Source organism: Collinsella aerofaciens, from assembly GCF_028209625.1.
Taxonomy (GTDB): Bacteria; Actinomycetota; Coriobacteriia; order Coriobacteriales; family Coriobacteriaceae; genus Collinsella; species Collinsella aerofaciens_AM.
Map to the genome: position 1 here is coordinate 1 of NZ_JAQLDU010000015.1, position 24,211 is coordinate 24,211.

Annotated in this window: 20 protein-coding genes and 3 tRNA genes; 10 read left to right on the top strand and 13 right to left on the bottom strand. The window is 61.2% G+C overall.

The features are described from left to right. Positions 1–190: 190 nt before the first annotated feature. The gene (locus PMW70_RS07930; protein WP_055252329.1) at positions 191–790 is read right to left on the bottom strand and encodes an HD domain-containing protein; all 600 of its coding nucleotides are present in this window, start codon (positions 788–790) and stop codon (positions 191–193) included. Positions 791–907: 117 nt separating this feature from the next. After that, entirely contained in the window at positions 908–1,393 is a 486-nt protein-coding gene (locus PMW70_RS07935; RefSeq protein ID WP_089572030.1) for a CarD family transcriptional regulator, read from the bottom strand. Between the two features lie 342 nt (positions 1,394–1,735). Here PMW70_RS07935 and argS point away from each other — a divergent pair, with 342 nt between their 5' ends. The 6 genes from argS (at position 1,736) to PMW70_RS07965 (ending at position 10,547) form a co-directional block, all read left to right on the top strand. Further along, positions 1,736–3,589, top strand: coding sequence for an arginine--tRNA ligase (argS, locus tag PMW70_RS07940; RefSeq protein WP_117563961.1), 1,854 nt, complete (start codon positions 1,736–1,738; stop codon positions 3,587–3,589). Between the two features lie 111 nt (positions 3,590–3,700). Continuing rightward, positions 3,701–4,192: a helix-turn-helix domain-containing protein gene (locus PMW70_RS07945; protein WP_117736974.1), complete on the top strand. Its 492-nt coding sequence runs from the start codon at positions 3,701–3,703 to the stop codon at positions 4,190–4,192. 29 nt (positions 4,193–4,221) lie between these two features. Further along, the gene (locus tag PMW70_RS07950) at positions 4,222–5,064 is read left to right on the top strand and encodes an IS3 family transposase (protein ID WP_271744557.1); all 843 of its coding nucleotides are present in this window, start codon (positions 4,222–4,224) and stop codon (positions 5,062–5,064) included. A gap of 765 nt (positions 5,065–5,829) precedes the next feature. After that, positions 5,830–8,376, top strand: a complete 2,547-nt coding sequence (gene rho / locus PMW70_RS07955) for a transcription termination factor Rho (RefSeq protein WP_271744510.1) — start codon at positions 5,830–5,832, stop codon at positions 8,374–8,376. A gap of 313 nt (positions 8,377–8,689) precedes the next feature. Next, complete coding sequence (locus PMW70_RS07960; RefSeq protein WP_117583743.1) at positions 8,690–10,090, top strand: hypothetical protein; 1,401 nt, start codon at positions 8,690–8,692, stop codon at positions 10,088–10,090. A 7-nt stretch (positions 10,091–10,097) separates the two neighbouring features. Further along, on the top strand, positions 10,098–10,547 hold the full coding sequence (locus PMW70_RS07965; RefSeq protein WP_117583742.1) for a VanZ family protein: 450 nt from the start codon (positions 10,098–10,100) through the stop codon (positions 10,545–10,547). Positions 10,548–10,662: 115 nt separating this feature from the next. Here PMW70_RS07965 and PMW70_RS07970 read toward each other — a convergent pair whose 3' ends face one another. Both PMW70_RS07970 and PMW70_RS07975 read right to left on the bottom strand, forming a co-directional pair. After that, positions 10,663–11,550 carry an ROK family protein gene (locus PMW70_RS07970; protein ID WP_271744511.1) on the bottom strand — a complete coding sequence of 296 codons (888 nt, stop codon included), beginning with the start codon at positions 11,548–11,550 and terminating at the stop codon, positions 10,663–10,665. Positions 11,551–11,687: 137 nt separating this feature from the next. Beyond that, entirely contained in the window at positions 11,688–12,869 is a 1,182-nt protein-coding gene (locus PMW70_RS07975) for a pyridoxal phosphate-dependent aminotransferase (protein ID WP_271744513.1), read from the bottom strand. A 166-nt stretch (positions 12,870–13,035) separates the two neighbouring features. On the opposite strand from PMW70_RS07975, the gene PMW70_RS07980 reads away from it, so the two are divergent. The 3 genes from PMW70_RS07980 (at position 13,036) to PMW70_RS07990 (ending at position 13,326) form a co-directional block, all read left to right on the top strand. After that, positions 13,036–13,112, top strand: a tRNA-His gene (locus PMW70_RS07980). Positions 13,113–13,134: 22 nt separating this feature from the next. Next, positions 13,135–13,210, top strand: a tRNA-Lys gene (locus tag PMW70_RS07985). A gap of 43 nt (positions 13,211–13,253) precedes the next feature. Beyond that, positions 13,254–13,326, top strand: a tRNA-Lys gene (locus PMW70_RS07990). A 291-nt stretch (positions 13,327–13,617) separates the two neighbouring features. Here the strand turns inward: PMW70_RS07990 and PMW70_RS07995 are convergent. The 4 genes from PMW70_RS07995 to PMW70_RS08010 form a co-directional block, all read right to left on the bottom strand. Beyond that, entirely contained in the window at positions 13,618–13,980 is a 363-nt protein-coding gene (locus PMW70_RS07995; RefSeq protein WP_271744515.1) for a BRO family protein, read from the bottom strand. Positions 13,981–14,141: 161 nt separating this feature from the next. Further along, positions 14,142–15,668, bottom strand: a complete 1,527-nt coding sequence (locus PMW70_RS08000; RefSeq protein WP_271744517.1) for an FAD-binding protein — start codon at positions 15,666–15,668, stop codon at positions 14,142–14,144. A gap of 256 nt (positions 15,669–15,924) precedes the next feature. After that, entirely contained in the window at positions 15,925–16,929 is a 1,005-nt protein-coding gene (locus PMW70_RS08005) for a GGGtGRT protein (protein ID WP_055252290.1), read from the bottom strand. Positions 16,930–16,947: 18 nt separating this feature from the next. Further along, a complete protein-coding gene (locus PMW70_RS08010) occupies positions 16,948–17,682 on the bottom strand; it encodes an iron-sulfur cluster assembly scaffold protein (RefSeq protein ID WP_006235554.1) in 735 nt (244 codons plus the stop codon). Between the two features lie 403 nt (positions 17,683–18,085). Between PMW70_RS08010 and PMW70_RS08015 the strand changes: the two genes are divergently transcribed. After that, positions 18,086–18,886 (top strand): transposase, encoded by an 801-nt coding sequence (locus PMW70_RS08015; RefSeq protein ID WP_117583739.1) that lies wholly within the window; start codon positions 18,086–18,088, stop codon positions 18,884–18,886. 65 nt (positions 18,887–18,951) lie between these two features. Here PMW70_RS08015 and sufU read toward each other — a convergent pair whose 3' ends face one another. From sufU to sufC, 5 genes are read right to left on the bottom strand one after another with little or no spacing between them, the layout of a single operon-like run. Further along, a complete protein-coding gene (gene sufU / locus PMW70_RS08020) occupies positions 18,952–19,386 on the bottom strand; it encodes a Fe-S cluster assembly sulfur transfer protein SufU (protein WP_271744519.1) in 435 nt (144 codons plus the stop codon). Then, positions 19,379–20,704: an aminotransferase class V-fold PLP-dependent enzyme gene (locus PMW70_RS08025; RefSeq protein ID WP_197032756.1), complete on the bottom strand. Its 1,326-nt coding sequence runs from the start codon at positions 20,702–20,704 to the stop codon at positions 19,379–19,381. The genes sufU and PMW70_RS08025 overlap by 8 nt, the downstream gene beginning before the upstream one ends. Further along, a complete protein-coding gene (locus PMW70_RS08030) occupies positions 20,701–21,972 on the bottom strand; it encodes a SufB/SufD family protein (RefSeq protein WP_271744522.1) in 1,272 nt (423 codons plus the stop codon). The genes PMW70_RS08025 and PMW70_RS08030 overlap by 4 nt, the downstream gene beginning before the upstream one ends. Beyond that, a complete protein-coding gene (gene sufB, locus PMW70_RS08035; protein ID WP_022094821.1) occupies positions 21,972–23,384 on the bottom strand; it encodes a Fe-S cluster assembly protein SufB in 1,413 nt (470 codons plus the stop codon). The genes PMW70_RS08030 and sufB overlap by 1 nt, the downstream gene beginning before the upstream one ends. A gap of 12 nt (positions 23,385–23,396) precedes the next feature. Further along, entirely contained in the window at positions 23,397–24,197 is an 801-nt protein-coding gene (sufC, locus tag PMW70_RS08040; RefSeq protein ID WP_006235561.1) for a Fe-S cluster assembly ATPase SufC, read from the bottom strand. Between the last annotated feature and the right edge of the window lie 14 nt (positions 24,198–24,211).

Genomic DNA, 24,211 nt, shown 5'->3' on the forward strand with positions numbered 1-24,211 from the left:
ACGGACAGGGCCTCGGCCGCCGGCTTGCAGCCGACGCCGGCGTCGAAGAGCTCGACGGCCCGCCTCCTGGACTCCAGGTCGTGCTTCACCCTGAGGTCTATACTCATGGAAAACCTCCCATTTCCCGATGTCCAAGAAATGGGAGGCAGTTCACTGTCCCCTTTGTGGCGGTTTTAGGTGGCGTGGGCGGTTAGGCCTGGAAGGTATCGCGGTCGGGGGCGAAGGACTGCATGGCCGCTATGGTGCGGTCAAAGAGCTCGGGGAGCTCCCAGCCCAGCATCTCGGCACCCTGCGTAATCACGTCGCGCGAGCAGCCGGCGGCAAAGCGCTTGTCCTTGAACTTTTTCTTGAGCGACTTGGTCGTAAAGTCCATGACGCTCTTACTCGGACGCATGATGACGGCAGCACCGATCAAGCCGGTGAGCTCGTCGCAGGCAAACAGGATCTTTTCCATCTGCAGCTCGGGCTTGGGCAGCGAGGTGTTGAAGTCCGACGTGTGCGTCTGAATGGCGCGAATGAGATCGGGAGAGGCGCCCTCGCCTTCAAGGATCTCGGCCGCATAGATGGTGTGGTTCATGGGGTCGTCCTCATGCTCCTCCCAATCTAGGTCGTGCAGCAGACCGACGATGCCCCAAAACTCCTCGTTCTCGGGGTCGAACTCGCGCGCAAAGTAGCGCATGGTGCCCTCGACCGTTTCGCCGTGGGTGATGTGGAACGGGTCCTTATTGTGCTCGTTGAGCAATTCGAACGCACGGTCGCGGGTGATTCCGGCGGAAAGTGGCTCTGCCATAAAAGACTCCTTGTGCTCGCAGGTATCGCTAAGAATGAATACTACTAGAACGACTAGAACGAAAAAACCACCACAAAGGTGCCTGTCCCCTTTGTGGTGGTTTTTGGCGCGGATGGGTTAGTTGAGGGCGGCTTGGGCTAGGCGGGCTTCGGCGGCCTCCTCGGTGACGCCCAATGCCACGGCGAACTCCTCGATGGAGCGGCGCTTGGCTTCCTTGAGTACACGCATATAGTAAGAGCTGGGCTTTTTATCGGCTTCCTCGGCCTGGCGAATGCGGTGCATCATGGTCTTTGCCACGCGGACCGTCTCGGGCGCGCCCAGCTTGAGCTGCTGCTTAAAGTGTGTCTCTTCAAGCGAGCTGTTGCGCTCGGTAAAGGTGTCGCACTCCAGCTCGTCATAGTGGCTCAGCAGATGCTCGGCATCTTGCTGAGAGATGGCGGCATGCAGACGGTCGGCCTGCGCCACGGGGTACATAAGGATCGTCTGCGCATGCCCCTGCTTGGCCTCGAGCAACAACATGGGCTGCGGCGTGTCGTCCCTAAAACCGACGACGGTGCAGACTCCCTGACCCGGATGAATGACGTGTTGACCGATTGAGAACATGCTACCTCCAACTTATACGAATTTACGTATGTCTAGAATAACACGCTGACGTGCGCAAATCCTCGCTTTATGCAGGAAAAGCACACAACTCTGATAGGTAAGAGTATTCGATAAAAGACACAGCTCATTCACACCTTTATGCATTTTCAACGCGTGCATAATCTGCAGGCAGACCGGCATCTTTGAGTGACTCCATACAAGCTGTAGTCAATTTTGTGCATATGCAATTTCGATTGGCTTTACCCTGCGACAGTGCCCCTCGCTTGTGATAGAGTGCTACAAACTCTGGCTTTTGCCCTACGAGTGACCAAGAGCTCGGGGGCTTTAACACAAGGAGGATCTATGCCCGAGAAGATTGAAGAGCTGGTACGCGCTGCGCTTGCTGCGGCCCAGGAGGCCGGCGACCTTTCCGCATTTGAACTTGACGATTGCGCTATCGAGCGACCGGCTGACACTTCTCATGGCGAGTGGACCTCTACCATGGCCCTGAAGTCCGCCAAGCTGGCCCACTGCGCCCCGCGCAAGATCGCCGAGGCCATCGTTGCCCATATGCCCGAGGATCCCGCGATCGAGAAGGTTGAGATCGCAGGCCCCGGTTTCATCAACTTCTACCTCTCCGTTGCCGTCAAGAATGCCATCTTTGGCGAGGCTCGCGAGAAGGGCATGGACTTCGCTAAGTCCAACGTCGGTGGTGGCCTGAAGACCCAGGTCGAGTTCGTTTCCGCCAACCCCGTCGGCCCCATGCACATCGGCCACGGCCGCTGGGCCGCGCTGGGCGATTCGCTCTGCCGCGTTATGGACCACGCCGGCTATGAGATCCAGCGTGAGTTCTACATCAATGACCACGGCTCTCAGATGAACACCTTCGGCAACTCCATCAGCACGCGCTATATGCAGCTTGCCGACATCATCGCCAAGCAGGGCGTTGATATCGACGAGGCTCACAAGCTGCTGATCGCCGACCGTGACGCCTTTGTTGCCGACGAGAACGACGAGCACCCCGAGACCCATCCGTATCAGGACAACTTTGCCGAGACCTTGGGCAAGGACTCTTACGGCGGCGACTACATCATCGACGAGGCCGCCGAGTTCTGGCGCACCGACGGCGATAAGTGGGTCAACGCCGATCCTCAGGAGCGCATGGAGAGCTTCCGCGAGCGCGGCTATGTAAAGATGGTCGATAACATGCGCGACCTCTGCCACGCCGTCAACTGCGACTTCGATCGTTGGTACTCCGAGCGCTCGCTGTATGTGAAGGACACCGAGGGCGAGACCGCCGGCACCTCCGCCGTCGACCGCGCTTTTGAGAAGCTCGACAAGATGGGCTACCTCTACACCAAGGACGGCGCCCTGTGGTTCCGCTCCACCGATCTGGGCGACGACAAGGACCGCGTCCTGATCAAGTCCGACGGCGAGTACACCTACTTCGCCTCCGACGTCGCCTATCACTGGGATAAGTTCCAGCGCGTCGATCACGTCATCGACATCTGGGGCGCCGACCACCACGGTTACATCGAGCGCGTACGCTGCGTCTGCGACGCTCTGGGTTACCCCGGCAAGTTTGAGGTTCTGCTGGGCCAGCTCGTCAACCTGCTGCGTAACGGCAAGCCCGTCCGTATGTCCAAGCGCAAGGGCACCATGGTGACCCTGCAGGAGCTCGTCGACGAGGTCGGCTCCGATGCCGCTCGCTACACGCTCATCTCCAAGAGCTCCAACCAGATGGTCGACTTCGACATCGAGGCCGTTAAGAAGCGCGACAACTCCAACCCGGTCTATTACGTGCAGTATGCTCACGCCCGCGTGTGCTCCATCCTGCGCCGTGCCGCCGACGTTACCGCCGAGCAGGCCGACGAGATGGGCATGAAGGCCGTTGCCGCCAAGGCCATCGGTGAGAACGTCGATTACTCGCTGCTGACCGACCCGACCGAGCTCGCCCTTTCGCGCAAGCTCAACGAGCTCACCGACCTGATCGCCAGCTGTGCTCGCGATCGCGCTCCGTTCCGTCTGACCCACTTTGCCGAGGAGCTCGCCGGCGACTTCCACAGCTTCTACGCTGCCTGCCAGGTTCTGCCGAGCGAGGGCCGTCCCGTCGACCCCGAGCTTTCGCGCGCCCGTCTGGCAGCTTGCGACGCTGTCCGCGTGACGCTCGCCCTGGTGCTCACCCTCGTTGGTGTCTCCGCTCCCGAGCAGATGTAAGCTACGGGTCATTTGACCGCGCAGGTTTGGTTTAACTGAGCCTTGAAAGCCCGATCTCCCATATTGAACTGCCTCCCATTTCTTGGACATGAGAAATGGGAGGCTTTCTTTATGCGCGTTGATTTGAGAGTGAAGCATGATATCGAGGCCAGGAAGGCGGCCATAGGGCTCTTCGAGCTCGGGCACGGGTATAAATCTGCCGCGATTGCCCTTTCGCTTCCCGTGGAAGCCGTGAGAAGATGGCAGGAGATATACCGCGCATTCGGGAGCGAGGTGCTGCTGCGCATGGACGGAAAGCAGGGCAGGTACACATACGAGCAGAAGGTCGCCGCCGCCTCCGCCGTCGTCGACGGCGGCATGACGAAGACCGAGGCGATGGCGGCGTTCGGCATAATGTCGATGTCGCCGCTCAAGAAGTGGTGCGCGCTATACCGCCGGGGCGGCGCGGAGGCCCTGCGCCCGAGGCCCAAGGGCCGGCCGAAGGGTTCCAAGGCGAGGCCGCGGACCCGCGAGGAGGAGCTCGAGGAGCGGTGCCGTAGGCTCGAGGCCGAGGTGGCCTACCTAAAAAAATTACGCGCCCTGGTCGAGAGGGACGGGCTCTGACCAGGGCGAAGGCCGAAGCGGTCGCGGCCCTGCGCGCCGAGGGGCACGCGCTCGGGCACCTGCTCGCATGCGCCGAGCTCAAGCGGTCGACCTACTACTACGCCCTCGCGCACCCGCCGAGGCCCACGCGCCCCGAGCTCCGGGAGGCGGCCGCCGAGATCTTCTCGCGCACCGCCAACGGCTGCGGGCACCGGCAGATAGCGATGTGCCTCAGGGCGGAAGAGGGGGCCGTGATAGCCGACAAGACCGTGCTCAAGATGATGCGCGAGATGGGGATTCGCTGCGGTATCAGACGCGAGACGGCCTACCACAGGTACAACTCGTACAGGGGCGTCGTCGGCAGGACGTTCGAGAACGTGATCGCGAGGGATTTCGACGCCGGGGCCCCGTGGCGGAAGCTGGGAACGGACGTCACCGAGTTCAAGGTGGCGGGCGGCAAGGCCTACTGGGCCCCGACGCTGGACTTCTGCACCAAGGAGATCGTGGCGAGCGACATATCGACCACGCCCGACATGGCCCAGCAGGTCAGGATGCTCGACGAGCTGCTGTCCAAGATCCCCGAGGGCGCCGCCCCGACCATGCACTCGGACCGGGGCTGGCAGTACCAGCACGCCTCGTACACATCCAGGCTCGAGGCCGCCGGCATCGTCCAGAGCATGTCCAGGAAGGCGAACTGCATCGACAACGCCGCCACCGAGCAGCTCTTCGGCCACGTCAAGGACGAGTTCTACCGGGGCCGCGAGTGGGAGACGTTCGAGGATTTCAAACGCGACCCGGAGGAATACATAGTCCACTGGAACACGAGCCGGAGGCAGGTAAGATTGAAGGGCCTGACCCCGGAGGAGTTCCGGAATCAGGCCCTCGCGGCCTAGTCGCTATTTAGGGCGTCCAAGATTTGGGACGCAGTTCATATGGAGGTCGGGCTTTTTGCGTTTGGTGAGACTATTTGGTTTGCTGGGAAATGCTACCAAATCGCAACTATACCGGTTTACGGGGCTGAATCGCCAACTGGCGACCATGGTGCCAATGGCAAAATTAAACCCGCAGGTAGATGGCTTATTGTTTCTAGAAAATGCAGGGCATGGTTGGCTTGCAGCATTCTGGCCCCGTAATCCGGCGTAGTTTTGAAAATTGTCCCTTGGGGACGGAGGAAAATGGATCATTTTTGTCTCGCGGAGGGGTGGCGGGATACCGTCCGCCACGAATTGGGCTCATCTCCTACGTTTGGACGCATATCCCGAACCATGCCGAAAAGTACGATATTAAAACCGCAGGTAGCAGACTCGTTGTTTTTGAAAAAACAAGGGTATGGTCAGGGGCTCGGGTGCAAACGTAGTAGATGGGCGCGATTTGTGGCGCGGCTATTCCGGGTGCCACGGCTTCACTCCTCTGGCGTGACATTTCAAGGCGCTTTTGAGGAGGAGTGTCCCTGATGACTGGGCGTTTAAGAACGTCCAATGACTAAGTTGCAGGTGGTTGCGGTTGTGTTACACTAACGCTGCGTATATGACGCAATCATCTCGATACAGATCAATGATGTCCGTCGTTTTGAACGGAACTAGACTGTTTAGCCGCCCTGAAGGTTTATGCAGGGAGCATGTGATCACAGGGCTTGAAAAGAAAGTTGAGCAAACACTGTGTCTGATCAACAGCAAGAAAACGAAATAACGACGACGCAAGCCGCTCCCGCTGCACCGGTTGCGTCGGACCAGGTCGCGGCGCCCGCGCAAGCCTCGGCTCCCGAGACGCCTAAGGCTGCTTCGACGCCTGCGCCTGCAACTGGTGAGGAGGCTGCTCCGGCAAAGCCCAAGCTCGCGCGCCGCACGGCCAAGCCTGCCGCTGACGGCGAGGAGGTCACCAAGCCCAAGCGCCGTACCACGCGCACGACGCGCGCCAAGCGCACCGTTGCAGCTGACTCCTCGGCTCCAATTTCCGATGAGGTCGCGCAGGCACGTGCGTTGGCGCAGATTAGCGAGGCTCAGGTGGTGCGCGCCCGCCGTCGTGCTGCCGAGCGCGAGGCCGCGGCACAGACCGAGCTTGCAGCTCCGTCTGTGCCCGAGACGCCTGCCGCCATCGAGACCCCTGCCGCCGACCTGCCGACCGAGAAGCCGGCACCGCGCACACGCCGCCGCACGGCTGCTAAGGCCGAGCAAGTTGCGGAACAGGTAGCCCCCGAGCTCACTGAGGCTTCGGTCCGTTCCGCGGCAGGGGAGGGCACATTGCCTGTTGAGCCCGCTGCGCCTGTCGAGGCCAACGAAGTTCCCGTTGTCGATCCGGCTTTGCGCCCGCACCGTCGCGGTCGCAAGCCCAAGGCCTTTGTCGAGGCAGAGAAGGCCGCAGCAGCAGCCGCCGCCGCTCGGGATGCTGCGGCGACCGCCGAGTCTGCAACCGCTGCCGATGCACCCGTCCAGGATGCTACGACTTCCGAGGCCGCTCCCGCCGATGCCGAGCCCGCCGACGTCCGTCCCGGTCGCAGCCGTCGTACTGCTGCTAAGCGCACGTCAAAGGCCAAGGCTGCCAAGAAGGGTGCGTCCGAGGATTCTGCCGAGACGACCGCCGATGCGTCGACTGATGTCGCCAAGGCCCAGGACGTCGAACAGCCTGCGTCCGAGAAGCCCAAGCGCGGTCGTAAGAAGTCCGTTAAGGCCAAGGCGTCCGAGCAGCAGGATGTCGAAGCGCAGGTTGATTCTGGCGCCGAGGCCAATGACGCCGCCGCGGCCAATGTTGGCACCGCCGCAACCGATGGTGCCGCCCCCGCTGAGGGCGAAGACGGCACTCGTCCCAACCGTCGCCAGCACAAGCGCAACGACGAGCGCAACGAGCGTAAGGACGACCGCAACAACGACCGTCGCAACCGCCAGCGCGATCGCAAACAGCGCAACAAGGAGCGTAATGCCGCTCCCACCGAGCCCACGCTTTCGCGCGAGGAACTCGCGGCCATGAAGGTCGCTGAGCTGCGCGAGAAGGCTAAGGAGTTCGAGATCGAGACGACCGGCAAGAAGAAGGCCGAGCTCGTCGAGGAAATCTACGTCACCGCTGCGAAGGCCGAGGGCTTCCGCGACATCAAGGGCATTCTGCAGATTCGCCCGGACAGCTCCGGCATCATCCACGCCCATGGCTACATGAAGTCCAACGACGACGCCTTCGTGCCCGCCTACCTCATCCGCTCCGCGCGCCTGCGCACGGGCGACGTCATCGAGGGCTCGCTGCGTCCTTCGCGCGGCGGCGACAAGCGCGCCGGCCTCGCCAAAATCACGACCGTCAACGGTCTGGACCCCGAGCAGATTCGCAACCGTCCCAAGTTCGGCGACCTCACCCCGGTCTATCCCAACGAGCCGCTGCGCATGGAGCACGGCAAGGATTCCATCACCGGTCGCGCCATCGACATCGTGTCGCCGATCGGCAAGGGCCAGCGCGGCCTGATCGTGTCCCCGCCCAAGGCCGGCAAAACCACGATCCTCAAGAAGATCTGCCAGTCCATCTCGATTAACAACCCCGAGGTGCACCTCATCTGCCTGCTCGTCGACGAGCGTCCCGAAGAGGTCACCGATATGCAGCGTTCCATCAAGGGTGAGGTTGTGGCCTCGACCTTCGATATGCCTGCCGACAACCACACCCGCGTGGCCGAGCTCGTCATCGAGCGCGCCAAGCGCATCGTAGAGCTGGGTGGCGACGTCGTGGTGGTGCTCGACTCCATCACGCGCCTCGCCCGCGCTTACAACCTGGCGGCGCCCGCCTCGGGCCGCATCCTTTCGGGCGGCGTCGATTCGGCTGCACTGTATCCGCCCAAGCGCTTCCTGGGTGCAGCCCGCAATATCGAGAACGGCGGCTCGCTCACCATCCTGGCCTCTGCCCTCATCGACACCGGTTCCAAGATGGACGAAGTCATCTTTGAGGAGTTCAAGGGCACCGGCAACATGGAGCTTAAGCTCGACCGCGACCTGGCCGACCGCCGCATCTTCCCGGCTGTCGACCCCGTTGCCTCCGGTACGCGTAACGAGGACCTGTTGGTCGACGAGCAGATGCGTCCGTTTGTCTTTGGTCTGCGTCGCATTCTTGCCGGCATGAACAACACCGAGCGCGCAGCCGCATCGTTTATCAAGGGTCTTAAGGGCACCAACACCAACCAGGAGTTCCTGGTGCGTTCGGCCAAAAAACACAGCGACTACGAACAGACGTTCTAGGTTGTCATCCACACGCAGCGATAGTCATCAATGTGATAAAGGGTCGGGGCTTTGAGCCTCGGCCCTTTTCCATAGCGCCGCTCCGCGCTTATTTTTGACCGTAAGACCGACGAGCAGCAGGTTTCCCGTTTCAATCCTACATCGTCGCTTGCAATCGGCAGGGCGGTTTCGCATAATAGCTTTTAAGCTTCGCGACGGAAAACGCAGATGAAACGAACCATATACCGTTGCTTTGGGGCATAGCCCCGCTTCATCTTCTCTCGCGCAGCCAACTGAATGATGCGATTTGGGTGCTGGAAGATGGGGAGAGCTCATGGCTTCTTCTGATGCAACACAACGAGCAGTCCTTGCCGGACTTTCGTGCGGGATCGGCCTTGCCGCTCCCGTGGTTATGTATGCCGCGACGCTGCCGTTTTCGTCGGTGAACGAGACGGTCGTGGCGGGTGCAGTTCCCTTCGCCGTGGGCGCGGTGGCGGGCGTGGGTATCTATGCCGCCTCGCTGGGTATCTCCGAGTATCGTGCGCAGCGTGAAGAGCGTCTGTTCCAGCCCGATGCCATGGGCGGTGCCGCCAATCTCAATCAGCATCAAAGCGAGTTCAAGACCGCCTCGATTCCAGCTCAGCAGCAGGATGCGATTCCGTACGCTGCGGCTTCTGCTTCTCAGGCTCAGTCGGAGCAGTCTACCTCGGCATTCCTTTCCGGCCTGACTGGTGCGTTCCAGCGCCGTCATGCCGATGATGGTGTCCCTACCATCGCTCGAGCCGCAGATGCTATGGACGAGGCCGAGGCTTGGTCCATGATCGACAGCATGCTCGACGACGATTCGCCGGTGAGCTGCGACCCTGCACGCTCGCGCGACGTCTATCAAGTCGCCATCGACGAGCTCACCAACGGCGGGCAGACCGGCTCCTTCAATCGCGATGATATCGCCGCCGCGGCACGCGCCGTGTCGGGCTCCCAGGCCGCCCCTGCGGGCAGCACGGCGGCTTTCGTGGCACTCGTTGCCAATGCGGCGGTCAATAACGCCTACAGCGCTACCTCGGCGGACGCGAATGCTTCTGCCGATAATTCGTACGTTGATGAAGCCATGACCGCGGACGAGGAGGCTGTTGCCGCCCGCCGTGCCGCCGAAAGCTCGCTTTGGGGCGCTCCTGCCCAGCAGCAGGCGGCTGAGGCTGCGCCGTACAATGCAAACCTCGCCAGCATGCCTATCATCTCCGGTGCCGCGGGCATCGATCTCGATGACCTCGATGAGCCTGCAGCCATCACCGCATCGATTGATGCCCAAGATCGCATCGACACCGGCGACCTTCCGGACGCCTCGCTCGAGGTTGATGTCCCCATGGCCGATTACTCGGGCCACGAGGGTATGTGGGCCGCCGCCACCGCGATTCTGGATGAGATTGACGAGCCTGCTCCTGTTTCAGCCCCCGCTCCCGTCGCTGCCCCTCAGCCTGCTGCCCCCGCCTATGTCGGCCGTCACAGCGCTGTGTTCCCCGAGGATACTGCCCGTATCTCGCGTGAGAGCATCGAGCGGGCCGAGGCTATTGCCGCCGGCATTATGGAAAATCGTCGTCACGAGCGCGTCAATCAGATCCTCGAGGAAGAGATCGAGCGTCTTCAGTCCTCTACCGCCAAGCGTACGGGCCGTGCTTATCTGAGCGTTATCGAGGGCGGTACCGCCAGCTTCGCGCCGCTCCGTGCGGAGGCATAACTTCTGCATGGTTAAGATCAATCGAAAATGGGCGGTCGTAACCTGCCTGATGGCGCTCTTGATCTGGGGCAATTCGCTGGTTCCCGGCTCGGGGTCGGGCTCACTGAGCCTAACGGTCATGGAAGCTATCCGCGGTTTCCTGCACGGCGTGGGACTTCCATATGAATGGGTGACCAACTTTGTTGTTCGTAAGTGCGCGCATTTTACCGAGTATTTGGTGCTCGGCATCCTGGCAACGCACGCCTTTGATTTTGAGGGCCGACGCACCTTTGACGTGCTGCTGCCCACGGCAGTGTTTCTGCTGCTGATTCCCTCGATCGACGAGACGATTCAGCTCTTTGTGCCGGGACGCGCCGGCATGATCACTGATGTGATGATCGACTGCTGTGGAGCGGCAACGGGCGTTGTGCTCCGATATCTCTTACGGTCGCTGATGTGCGCCAAAAAGGCCGCCTAAGGACGCATTGTTTGGTCCTAGGCGGCCTTTTTTATTGGAGGGCTTATATGAGGTGTGGCGGCGTCGTTCCATAGGTCGGATTTGCCGGGTGCGCCACGCCCTGTGGGTGCGTCTGTTACTGAAGCGCCTGTGCGCCTAGGGCCAGGCAGCCCATGATGCCCTGCTTGCCCTCGAGGCTGTTGTTGACGATGTAGGTATCGATGTCGTTGACCTCGGGCGTGACGATATAGCCGTTGAGCATCTCGGCGCACTTCTTGCGCGCGAGCGGCACGATGGGGGTGTGGTCGGCCACGCCGCCGCCGATGACGATCTTCTGCGGCGCATAGCACAGGATGAAGGTCATGAGCGCCTGCGCCAGATAGCCGGCGAGCAGATCCATGGCCTCCGGGTCATCGGCCATGTCTCCGGCGCTCTTGCCATCCCAGCGCCTTTTAACGCCGGGGCCGGCGATGAGGCCCTCGAGGCAGTTGTCGTGGAAGGGGCAGGCGCTGTGCTCGCCAATGGTGTCGCGCGGGTCGCGCGTGACCAGGATGTGACCGGCCTCGGGATGCATCATGCCGTGCACGAGCTTACCGCCCGAGAGCACGCCAGCGCCCACGCCGGTACCGATGGTCAGATACACCACGTCAGTGAGGCCCTGGGCGCAACCAAAGGTGACCTCGCCCAGGCAGGCGACGTTGACGTCGGTGTCGTAGCCGCAGGGAATATTGAGCTCGTTTTGGATGGTGCCCAGCAGGTCAAAGTAGCGCCATGCCGTTTTGGGCGTCTCCAGGATCTTGCCGTATTGGGGCGAGGCGGGGTTGACTGCGGTGGGGCCAAAGGCGCCGATGCCCAGCGCGGCGATGCCCTTGTTCGCAAACCATGCGTTGACGGCCTCGACGGTCTCCTGCGGGGTCGTGGTCGCGATCTGCTCGCACTCCAGGACCATACCGTTTGCATAGCCCGTGGCGCAGACCATCTTGGTGCCGCCGGCCTCGAGCGCTCCGATAAGCTGCTCTGCCATAGTATTCCTCTCTGGGACGAGTTGCTCCGTGACTAAAGTATAGCGCTCAAAAAAATAAATGAGGTCGCTATAAAAAGAAACCTCGTGGCCCAACGGGTTCACGAGGTTTCTTTAGTGCCTTTAGTTACTGACCGTCCTTACCCGCGCGGTTCGATTTTATCACGCAGAGACTTGAGGTTCTCCAGTGCCGCGTTAAGCGTCTCGTCTCGTTTGGCAAAGTGGAAACGAATCAGATGGTTGACGGGCTCGCGGAAGAAGCTCGAGCCGGGCACGGCGCCCACGCCCACCTTGGAGGCCAAATCCTCGCAGAAGTCGAGGTCGCTGTTATAGCCAAACTCCGAGATATCCATCATCACGTAGTAGGCGCCCTGCGGCACGTTGTGCGTGAGTCCGATGCTGTCGAGTCCCTGACAGAATAGGTCGCGCTTGGCGGTGTAGAGGTCGAGGACCTCCTGGTAATAGCTGTCGTCGAAGTTGAGGGCGGTGACGACGGCCTCTTGCAGGGGAGCGGCGGCGCCCACGGTGAGGAAGTCGTGAACCTTTTTGATGCGCTCGGTGATTTCGGCAGGAGCGATGGTGTAGCCCAGGCGCCAGCCGGTGATGGAGTAGGTCTTGGATAGCGAGCTGCAGCTGATGGTGCGCTCAAACATGCCGGGCAGCGTGGCCATGTACACGTGCTCGTGGGGCGCGTAGACGATGTGCTCGTAGACCTCGTCGGTGATGCAGTAGGCGTCATGCTTTTTGCACAGGTCGGCGACAAGGGTGAGCTCCTCGCGGGTAAAGACCTTGCCGCAGGGGTTGGACGGGTTGCATAGAACGATCGCCTTGGGATCGTTGTCGCGGAAGGCCGCCTCCAGGACCTCACGGTCAAAGTCAAAGGTGGGCGGGTTGAGCGGCACGTAGATAGGCTCCGCACCCGAAAGGATCGTGTCGGCGCCGTAGTTCTCGTAGAATGGCGAGAAGATGACGACCTTGTCGCCGGGGTTCGTGACCGTCATCATGGCGGCCATCATGGCCTCGGTGGAGCCGCAGGTGACCACGATGTTCTCGTTGGGGTTGATCGGCATGCCCATAAAGTGCTCCTGCTTGGCGGCAAGCGCCTCACGCATGGCCTGGGAGCCCCAGGTGATGGAGTACTGGTGATAGAGCGGCTTGGGGTCGCTGGCGATGGCGCTCAGGCTGTTGAGCAGCTGCGCCGGGGGATCGAAGTCGGGGAAGCCCTGCGACAGGTTGACGGCGCCATACTTATTGGAGATGCGCGTCATGCGGCGGATGACCGAATCGGTAAACGTTGCCGTACGGTTGGAGAGTTCTTTCATGCTTGTCCTTTCGAGCATTTGCAGTGGGGCAAGTTTACTCCTATGAAACCGGTGGGAATTGCTCGAAATGGTCTCGAAAAACTCTTTTCAAAATTCTTGAAAATTGGGGCTTGCATCGCGTGGCGTTCCTTGCAATAATAGTCGAGCGCGAAGCGCACAGGACACGGTGGGTGTAGCTCAGTTGGCTAGAGCGACGGGTTGTGGTCCCGTAGGTCGAGGGTTCGAGTCCCTTTACCCACCCCAGTTCTTGCTTCGTGTTGATATCGGGTCGTTAGCTCAGTTGGTAGAGCAGGGGACTCTTAATCCCAAGGTCCAGGGTTCGACCCCCTGACGGCCCACCACACGATATCTCCTCTAAAGTCCGCTACGACGGACTTTAGCTTTGGGTCGTTAGCTCAGTTGGTAGAGCAGGGGACTCTTAATCCCAAGGTCCAGGGTTCGACCCCCTGACGGCCCACCCAAAGATGATTAAGACGGTCAACGAAGGTTGGCCGTCTTTTTTTGTTGACCTTTCATGGGGTCGAACCCGTCGGGGCGCGGAGCTGAGGAAATGCGTGAGCATTTACCAGCGCAGCGCGCAAGGCGCGAAGCGCCGCAGCGGCCGCCTGCAAAGCAGGCTGACCCCCTGACGGCCCACCAAAGCAAGTTAAGACGGTCAACGAAAGTTGGCCGTCTTTTTTGTTGACCTCGCTTGGGGTCGAACCCGAAAGGGCACAGCCGCTTTCACAGATCGAGTCTACCCTGGGGATCAGTAAAACCGGCGCGTCTGCACGGCGAAGTACGCCTGTGCGAGCGCGATTTCTTGCTTGTTTGAATCTCCGTTCTGGGCGATTAAATAGCATGCATAGCGCGTAAGCTTGTAGTCTTTAACCGCACGAGCGGCGACACCGGCAGTTACCATTTTCGTGGTGTCACGAAAATGGGAATCAACTGGAGTTTTATTTGTTTCGCACGAGACTTTTGCCCTCTTAACAACTTCGGCGAAGTTCTCCCATCGAGTGTATCCCATGGGTTCCATTAAATCGCGTGCGAGCCAATACTCAACGCCGTCTTCCACATTGGCGTAGCTATCAAGTTTGACACGCCACTTCTCGATATCTCTACTGTCCATATCTCCTCCTCGCTGGTCTATTGTCTATGCAGGCTTTGCACGCTCTGTATTCGGAATAAGGATACGCTGCCGTGCGGACACGAATGGGCCCCGTGCCACTTCGAGCTCACGGGGCCCATAGATATCGATTAGTTGTGTTCTGCTTTAGATAGGTGTCCAGTTTAATTCGCTCGATAGTGCGAGCCCAGGCTTTCGGTTCGGTTGCGCATGGCTTTGACCATTTCCTGTGCTAGTTGAATCTGCGACTGTATGCGGGCGAGCGCAGCGATTTCGCTGTCGTTGGCATGCGGCTTATTTAGAGCTGTGGCATCATCTTGAATGTTTTCAAGCTCGTGTAGTGCCTCGGATAGGCCTGTTTCGGTCCTGTTGATCATGCAATAGGTGCTCATCGTGTGCCTTAGGCTGTGTGTCAGGCGTTCGGCATCTGTTGCGGCTATGCCGTACTGGGGGAGGGCGATATCCGCCTTCAGGGCTGTCTCGGGCTCTTTCTGTGCTGCTTGGGCTGCCGATGCGCCTGCGATGCGCCCGAACACGATGCCGTTGGCGCTTGACAAGCCACCAATGCGGTCGGCGCCGTGCATGCCGCCTGTCGCCTCGCCGCAAGCGTAGAGGCCCTCAACGCCCGTTTGCGCGGTCTTATCGATCTTGATGCCGCCGTTAGCGGCGTGGGCATACATCGCAACGCGCATCTCGTCAGTCGGGGCGATGCCGTGCTCGTCTTGCAGCCAGGTGGCAAAGGTCTGCACAAACTCTGGGACATCCTCGCGGGGAAAGTCGTAGTGGAGTGCCAGGCCTTCGACACCTGCCTGATCGATGACGAGATCGATGGCGCTGGAAGCCAGGCGCGAAGTGAAGGGACCGTATCCGGAGCGTTGCTCAAGCAGGTCGTCCAGCTTGTCGTCGGCAATATCTACCGGCTGGTCTACATGTACATAGCGCCAGGTTTTCTCGTTGAAGACCAGGTTGCGCTTGGGCTCGATGAAACCGGGCATCATCTGCATGAACTCTATATTAGTAAGTGTTGCGCCGTGCGCCAGCGCGATGGCCTGCGAGGAGCTGAGCACATCAGCCGACGTAAGGCTGCGCTCGAACAGGCCGCCTGTGCCACCGGTTGCGATGATCGTGGCCTTGGCAGCAAAGGGCACGATTCGATTTTCGGTGAGGTCGTAGAGCACGGTTCCGGTTATTCTACCGTTCGTGTCCTCAACAAGGTCGATAAGCTCATAGCGGGGGAGCAGGCGAATGCCGAGTGACTCGATTCGGGTCGTCAGAGCGTCCTCAAGGGGCTTGCGGGTGAGGCCGCGCCACATGCGCGTCTTGTGGTCAAAGCAGGGGATAAACTGCTTTTGCTGGGCGCTCTCGGCATTTTGTGGGCGTTGAAGTTCAACACCCAGATCCCGTTCGAGCCATGTAATTGCCTGGTGAATGCCGCGGACAAACGTCTGGACAAGCTCGGGGTCGGCGACGCCGCCACCAACGGTCTGGATGGTGTCGATGAGGTCTTGTTCGTCGTCTTCGTTAACGGGTCCGATAAGCCCCAGGCCCCAGGTTCCGGGGAAGAAGCTCGATCCACTCATAGTCTTGCCGGCGCTTGCCACAGTGACGGTTGCACCCGTGCGTGCCGCTTCGATGGCGGCGCAAAGTCCCGCAATGCCAGATCCAATTACCAGTACATCAGTCGATTCCATCGGATTCCTTTCTCGTCCGGCGCATTGTCGCACGGGTGATCGGCAATGGGGCCGCAAAGACTCGGCAAATCGGTAAAGGGCACATATGGCAGGTGGGCGTCATGGGCGTTCTGATGCTCCATTTCATCACATCTCGTATATCGCCCCAACTGATATATTGGCGTTAGCCACCCTGCAGCAGCGCAAACAAAAAGAGCCGCTACCTCGAAAGGTAGCGGCTCCAAAGCTCAACTATATGAGCATCGCGCGGGCGCGATTAGGCCTTGAGGGCCTCCTCGACGGCGACAGCGCAGGCGACGGTGGCACCGACCATGGGGTTGTTGCCCATGCCGATGAGACCCATCATGTCGACGTGCGCAGGCACGGAGGAAGAACCGGCGAACTGGGCGTCGGAGTGCATGCGACCCATGGTGTCGGTCATGCCGTAAGAGGCAGGGCCGGCGCCCATGTTGTCCGGGTGCAGGGTACGGCCAGTGCCGCCACCAGAAGCGACGGAGAAGTACTTCTTGCCAGCCTCGAGGCGCTCCTTCTTGTAGGTGCCAGCGACGGGGTGCTGGAAGCGCGTGGGGTTGGTGGAGTTACCGGTGATCGAGATGTCGACGTTCTCGTGCCACATGATGGCAACGCCCTCGCGGACGTCGTCGGAGCCGTAGCAGTTAACGGCAGCGCGGGGACCATCGGAGTAGGGGATGGTCTCGACGACCTTGAGCTCGCCCGTGTAGTAGTCGAACTGGGTCTTCACGTAGGTGAAGCCGTTGATGCGGGCGATGATCTGAGCAGCGTCCTTGCCCAGACCGTTGAGGATGACGCGCAGCGGCTTCTTGCGAGCCTTGTTGGCGTTCAGAGCCAGGCCGATAGCACCCTCAGCGGCAGCGAAGGACTCGTGGCCAGCCAGGAAGGCGAAGCACTCGGTGTCGTCGGAGAGCAGCATAGCGCCCAGGTTGCCGTGGCCCAGACCGACCTTGCGGTCCTCGGCGACGGAGCCGGGAACGGTGAAGGCCTGGATGCCCTCGCCGATGATGGCGGCAGCCTCAGAAGCGGTCTTGGCGCCACGCTTGACAGCGAGAGCGCAACCGAGGGTGTAGGCCCACTCGGCGTTCTGGAAGGCGATGGACTGGGTGTTGTTGACGATCTCACGCGGGTTGAAGCCCTTGTCGGTGCAGATCTGCAGAGCTTCCTCGAGGGAGGCGATGCCGTTGTCGGCGAGGCACTTGTTGATCTTGTCAGCGCGGCGCTCGTAACCTTCGAACGTAACAGTCATAGTTATTTCCCTCCCTTTCTACTCGTGAACCGGGAACACGCTGGCGACGGAGTGAGTCTCCTCGTCGGTGCGCGGGTCGATGTACTTGGCAGCGTTCTCCCACTGACCATAGTGGCCCATAGCGCCAGCGATGGCCTCCTCGGGGGTCTTGCCGGCCTTGACGGCGTCGGTGAACTTGCCGAGGTTCAGGAACTCGAATGCGATGATCTCGTTCTTGTCGTTGAGAGCCATGCGGGTGACGTAGCCCTGAGCGAGCTCAAGGTAACGAGCGCCCTTGGCCTTGGTGCCGAACATGGTGCCGACCTGAGAGCGAAGGCCCTTGCCGAGGTCGTCGAGGGAGGCGCCCACGGGCAGGCCGCCCTCGGAGAACGCGGTCTGGCTGCGGCCGTAAACGATCTGCAGGAAGATCTCGCGCATAGCAACGTTGATGGCGTCGCAGACGAGGTCGGTGTTGAGGGCCTCGAGGATGGTTTTACCGGGAAGGATCTCGGAAGCCATGGCAGCAGAGTGGGTCATGCCCGAGCAGCCGATGGTCTCAACGAGGGCCTCCTCGATGATGCCGTCCTTGACGTTCAGCGTGAGCTTGCAGGCGCCCTGCTGAGGTGCGCACCAACCCACACCGTGCGTAAGACCGGAGATGTCGGAAATCTCCTTAGCCTGGACCCACTTGCCCTCCTCGGGGATGGGTGCGGGGCCGTGGTATGCACCCTTGGCAACGGGGCACATGTTCTCCACTTCCTGTGAGTACTGCATGCCTCTCCTCTCTATCGTGTTGGCGTCCCGTCTGGGGGTCGTGGCTGGCGATTGCCGGGCGACCCTTCGAAAGGGACATGACATGCAGCCCCTATAATACCGCGAAATACACGGAATATTCGGCGAACGGCTCAGTTTTCGTAGCGAGAAGTCCGGAAGTTTTAATTGAAACGGTTTAACTATATGTTCTGTGGTCGCGAATTTCCGTAGAGGGGGTTCGTCTTGGGCAAGCTTTTGGTCAGCTCTTGTAAGCGTTGCAGGGGTTGACCTGTTGCAACGGTGCCGTTCGCCGCCCGTTTACCGCCTTTGGCCGCGCGAGTGTATTGTTTTGCGTGAATGTTTTGATGGCACGCTTCAATCGTGCTGTATTGGATGGCAATCAGATCCCGGCGAAGGGAGCGCCATGCAGCGCGTTTGGAGAACGGTTACCGGCTTTTACCATGTCTGTGCCCGCGGTGTGGGCAAGCAGCTCATCTTTGAGGGCGATGAAGACCGGTGGGAGTTTTTGGAGCTGATGCGCGAGTGCTGCCGCGAGGCGGGCGTGACGGTTATCGCCTGGTGCCTTATGGGCAATCACGTGCATCTGGTGCTTGCAGATTACGAGGACGCGATGAGCGCGGCGATGCACCGGCTGCTTTTGACGTACGCGCGGCGGTTCAATAAGCGCACGGGGCGCACGGGTCATCTGTTCCAGAACCGTTTTGACCGGCGCTCGCTCGATACCGACCGTTATCTAATGGCTGCCATTCGCTATGTTCACGCTAATCCGCAGGAGGCGGGTATCGCCCTGATCGAGCGTTATCCCTGGAGCAGCTTTGCCGAGTATCTGAGAGCGTATGACAACGATACGACGAGGGGATTTTCGGACCCTTCTTGTGTGCTTGAGCTCTTTGAGTCTGCCAAGGGGTTTCTGGATTATTCTCTGTCGATGCCCGATGGTTCCGATCCGGTGATTCACGATATGGATGAGACAGAGTGGGAGCGGCGTGCGTTTGCCGACAAGATGGCGAAGCGCCTGGGCGTGCCGCTCAACGAACTCAAGACCGTAGCGCCCTCGCGGCGAGATGGAATCATTTTCGCCCTGCACGATGTCGGCTACACGGTGCGCGAGATCGAACGATATACGGGAATCAGCAAGAGTACCGTCTCTCGTATCGTGCGCGCTTATGTTCGGGTGAATGCTCAGGCTGAGGGCTCGGAATAGAAAATGGCCGAACCACTCTTGTCAAGCGATTCGGCCAACAAAAGTCTTAAGATTTGGGACAAATACTACTGATTATTTTGTCCCGTGAGCATGCCGTCGAGGGTGCGCCAGGCGAGCTCGGCGCATTTGACGCGGGCGGGCATGTGCGAGATGTCCTGGAGCTGGGCGGCCTCGTCCAGGTCTTCCAAGTCCTCCTCGGAGAGCTGCTCGCCGCGGATCATGGCGAGGAAGAGCTCTGCCAAGCGGCGAGCTTCCTCGACGGTCTCGCCGGTGATGAGGTCGGCCATGATGTCGGCGCTTGCCTGGCTGATGGCGCAGCCGTGGCCGGTAAAGGAGGCCTCCTCGATCACGTTGTTCTCGACACGTAGCTGCAAGGTGAGCTCGTCTCCGCAGCTGGGGTGGATGCCGTCGTGCTCGTGCGTGGGGGCGTCCATCTCGTACTTGTAGTCGGGGTGCGAGTTGTGCTCCATAAACGTGGTGGAGGTGTACAGATTACCCATTGAACGTGCTCCAAACGTGATGCAGGCCGGCGATGAACTTGTCGATATCGGCCTTGTCGTTGTAGAAGGCCACGCTGGCGCGACAGCAGGCAAGGTTCTCGACGCCCAGCCAGGTGAGCAGCGGCTGCGCACAGTGGTGGCCGGCGCGAATGCAGACGCCGTCCATGTCCATGATGCTCGCTACGTCGTGCGGGTGGATGCCCTTGACGTTAAAGCTCACGACGCCGTGGTGGTTGTCCCAATAGATGGAGCCGATGATCTGGACAAAGTCGAGCTGCATGAGTTCGCCCATCAGATAGTGGACGAGTGCCTGCTCGCGGGCCTGGATGTTCTCGTAACCCACCGTGTTGACCAGGTAATCGAGTGCGGCGCCCGTGGCGAAGATGCCGGCGGCGTCCTGCGTGCCGGCCTCGAACTTCTCGGGGACGGGAGCCCAGACAGCGTTCTGCTCGGTGACCGAATCGATCATCTCGCCGCCGGTAAGCATGGGCGGCATGGCGTTGAGCAGGTCCATCTTGCCCCACAGCACGCCGATGCCCATGGGGCCCATGGCCTTGTGCGCACTAAAGGCAAAGAAGTCGGCGCCCAGGTCGGCCACATCGACCGGCATGTGCGGCAGCGACTGCGCGCCGTCGACGACCAGGTAGCCGCCGTACTTGTGCACGAGTTTGCCGAGGTTCTTGACCGGGTTCTCGACGCCCAGCACGTTGGAGACCTGTCCCACGGCTAGGATCTTGGTCTTGGGACCCACCTTGGCAAGAACCTCCTCGGTGGTGAGCTGGCCGGTCTTGGTGGGGTAGAGGTAGACGAGCTTGGCGCCGGTCTCGCGGCAGACCTGCTGCCACGGAATCAGGTTGGAGTGGTGCTCCATGATGGTGATGACGACCTCGTCGCCCGGTTCGAGCACTGTGGGCGCAAAGCTCTTAGCGACCAGGTTGAGCGACTCGCTCGTGTTGCGGGTGAAGACGACCTCGTTGGCCTGTGAGGCGCCGATGAGGTCAGCGATCTGCTGGCGGACCTTCGCGATGGCGTCGGTGGCCTCGACGGACAGCGAGTACAGGCCGCGCAGGGGGTTGGCGTTCATGCGCTGGTAGAAGTCGCGTTCGGCGTCGAGCACACGGGCAGGGCGCTGCGCGGTGGCGGCGCTATCGAGGAAAGCGATCTCGGGGTGCTGCTGGAACAGCGGGAACTGGCCCTTGTAGGGGTTGGTCTCGATGTCCACGGTGGGCCAGCCGCGCGAGGCCTCGTCGCTGGCGTCGAGCTCCATAGGCTCCGGTGCGGTACAGGTATCGCATTTAACGTGCTCGGTGTCGATCATGCGAGCTCCTCTTCAAAGTTGTCGATCAGGTTGTTGCCCAGGCGGACGACGGCGGCGCGGGTGCGCTCGTCGGTGGCGGAAAGCGCGACGTCCTCCAGCTTGGCACGGACGAACAGGTCCTCGGCGGCGTTTTGGTCAAGGCCGCGGCAGGCGAGGTAGAACAGCTGCTCGTCGCGGACGTGGCCGATGGTGGCTCCGTGGTTGCCGGCGACGTCGTCCTCGTCGCACAGGATGACGGGGACGGTCTTGTTGTCGACGCCCTTGTTGGCCAAAAGCACCGTCTCGCGCTCGGTGCCGGTTGCACCCTTGCAGCCGTGCACGAGGTCGATGGTGCCGCGGTAGACCTTCTTGGACGTGCCGGTCAGTACGCCGTTGGCGTCGATCTCGCACTCGGTCTTGCGACCGCGGTGGCGCAGCTCGTAGTTAAAGTCGCGCACCTGCTCGCGGGCGCCCAGGTAGTCAGTATCGACGGTGACCTTGGCGGTATCGCCCAGCAGGTCGCCGGCAAGGCCGGTGGCACTGGCGCCGGCACCCAGGACGCTGTGCTGCACGTTGACGCGCGCGCCCTCGTCTAGGAACAGGCCGGTGTCGTCGAGCGCGATCCAGCTATCGTCGAGCGTCTGCGTGCAGGTCACGTTGACGGTGGCGTACTCGTGGGCGCACACGCGTAGCACGGAGCCCACGACACCCTCGCCGGTAACGGGGGAGTCTAGGGCAATATGTAGATCGAGCGTCGACTGGGGACGGGCGACGACGTCGATGGCGGCGATGGCCGCGGCGGCATCGACAGCGCTCACGCGCACGGTAACCGTGGCGTGCTTGTATGCGGGCACATCGATGACGATGCGCTTGGTAGCGTGGTCGGCCAGGTAGGTGTAGGCAGCCTCGCCCATGCCAGTCTCGAAGGCCTCGGCAGGGGAGAGCTTCTCCTCGAGCTTGATGGCGCCGGCCTGGTAGACGGAGGTCGCAGGCACGTCGAGCTCGGTCTCGGGCGTGATACGGGCGCGGTCGGCGGCATCGCCGGGGGCGGAGGCGCGGCGCTCGGGGAAACGCTCGGCCATAGCGTCCATGGCGGCTTCAAACGCGTCTGCCACGCCGGTAAACTGCTCGTCCAAGCCCTCGACCTCAACGGCCTCGGTGGGAGCGGCGGCAAGCTCGTCAGAGAGCTCGAGCTTGGTCTGGTTCATCTTGAGCCAACCCCAAGTGGCAGCCGGCATCGCGTTGACCTGCTCAAGGGTGGTAGCAGCGGTGTTGGTTTCCTGTTTCATTATCCGATCGCTCCTTCCATCTCGAGCTTGATCAGGTTGTTCATCTCGACGGCGTACTCCAGCGGCAGCTCCTTGGAGACCGGGTTGGCAAAGCCGTTGACGATCATGGTGCGGGCCTCTTCCTCCGAGATGCCGCGGCTCATCAGGTAGAACACCTTGTCGTCGCCGATGCGGCCGATGGTGGCCTCGTGGCCGATGTCGACGTTCTTGGCGCGGATGTCCATGGCGGGGATGGTGTCGGAGCGGCTCTGGTCGTCGAGCATGAGCGACTGGCAGCTCACGGTTGCCTTGGAACCCTCGGCCTTGGGCGTGGCCACGATGGAGCTGCGGAAGGTCTGAATGCCGCCGCTCTTGGAGATGCCCTTGGTCTCGACGGTTGCCGAGGTCTCGGGGGCGTTGAGCACGACCTTACAGCCGGTATCGAGGTTCTGCCCGGCGCCGGCAAAGGTGATGCCGGTAAAGCTCGACCGGGCGCGGCGGCCGTTGAGCACACTCATGGGGTAGAGGTAGCCCACGTGGCTGCCGAAGGAGCCACTGATCCACTCTATGTCGCCATCCTCGTCCACGCGCGCACGCTTGGTGTTGAGGTTGTACATGTTTTTGGACCAGTTCTCGATGGTCGAGTAGCGCAGGTGCGCACGCTTGCCCACAAAGAGCTCGACGGCGCCGGCGTGGAGGTTGGCAACGTTGTACTTGGGCGCGGAGCAACCCTCGATGAAGTGCAGGTCGGCGTCGTCCTCGACGATGATGAGCGTGTGCTCAAACTGGCCGGCGCCCTTGGCGTTAAGGCGGAAGTAGCTCTGCAGCGGGAAGTCCAACTTGGTGCCCTTGGGCACGTAGACAAACGAGCCGCCCGACCATACGGCGCCGTGCAGGGCCGCAAACTTGTGGTCGGTGGGCGGGATGAGCGTCATAAACTTCTCGTGGATGAGCGGCTCCCACTGCGGGTCGTGCAGGGCCTCCTCGATGCCGGAATAGACGATACCCATCTTGGACGCGGTGTCCTGCATGTTGTGGTAGACCAGCTCGGAGTCGTACTGCGCGCCGACGCCCGCCAGGTAGCTGCGCTCGGCCTCGGGGATGCCCAGGCGCTCAAAGGTGTTCTTGATGTCGTCGGGCACCGACTCCCAGTCGTGCTTTTGGTCGGTGTTGGGCTTGACGTAGGTGACGATGTTGTCCATGTCCAGGCCCTCGATGGAGGGGCCCCACGTCGGGTCGGGAAAACGATTGAAGATCTCGAGGGACTTTAAGCGCAGATCGAGCATCCACTGTGGCTCGTCCTTCTTGGCGCTGATCTCGCGCACGATGTCGGGCGTGATGCCGGCGTCGAGGCGCTCGAATCCCTCCTCGCCGTAGGTGAAGTCGTAGAGGCTGCGGTCGATGTCCGCGACCTCGGTGCGGTTCTTGGTCATTGCGTCGCCCCTTTACGCCTGCTGCTCGGCAGCGGCGGCCTCGGCCTGGGCGCGCTGCTCGGCGGCCTCGCGCTCGAAGGTCTCAAAGCCGTTCTTGTCGATCCAGGGGATCAGCGAGGCATCGTCCTCGCGCACGATGTGGCCCTTGACCATAACGTGGACGCGGTCGACATCCAGGTGCTCCAGGATGCGCGTGTTGTGCGTGATGATGAGCATGGAGCCGTCGCAGCTCTTGCGGTAGGCGTCCATACCGTGGCTGACGGTGGACAGGGCGTCGACGTCCAGGCCGGAGTCGGTCTCGTCCAAGATGGCGAGCTTGGGCTGCAGCAGCAGAAGCTGGAGCATCTCGACCTTCTTTTTCTCGCCGCCCGAGAAGCCCACGCCCAGCTCACGGTTGAGGTAGGCGGTATCCATGTTAAGCTCGGCCGCGAGCTCCTTGACGCGACGGCGGAACTCCTTGCCCTTCATCTCCAGGCCGGGGCGGCCGGCGATGCTGGCGCGCAAAAAGCTCGACAGCGGCACGCCGGGGATCTCGACCGGGGCCTGGAAGCTCAGAAACAGGCCGGCGCGCGAACGCTTGTCGGTGGTGAGCTCGGTGATGTCCTGGCCGTCAAAGACGATGCGTCCGTCGTTGACCGTGTAGACGGGGTCGCCCATGACCAGGTGGCCGAGGGTGGACTTGCCGGCGCCGTTGGGGCCCATCAGCACGTGGGTCTCGCCGGCGGCGACGTTGAGGTTGACGTTGTGGAGGATGGTCTTCTCGTCCACGGAGGCGGTCAGACCTTCGATGGAAAGCAGCGGATTTGCGCTCATGCTGTCCCTCTCTG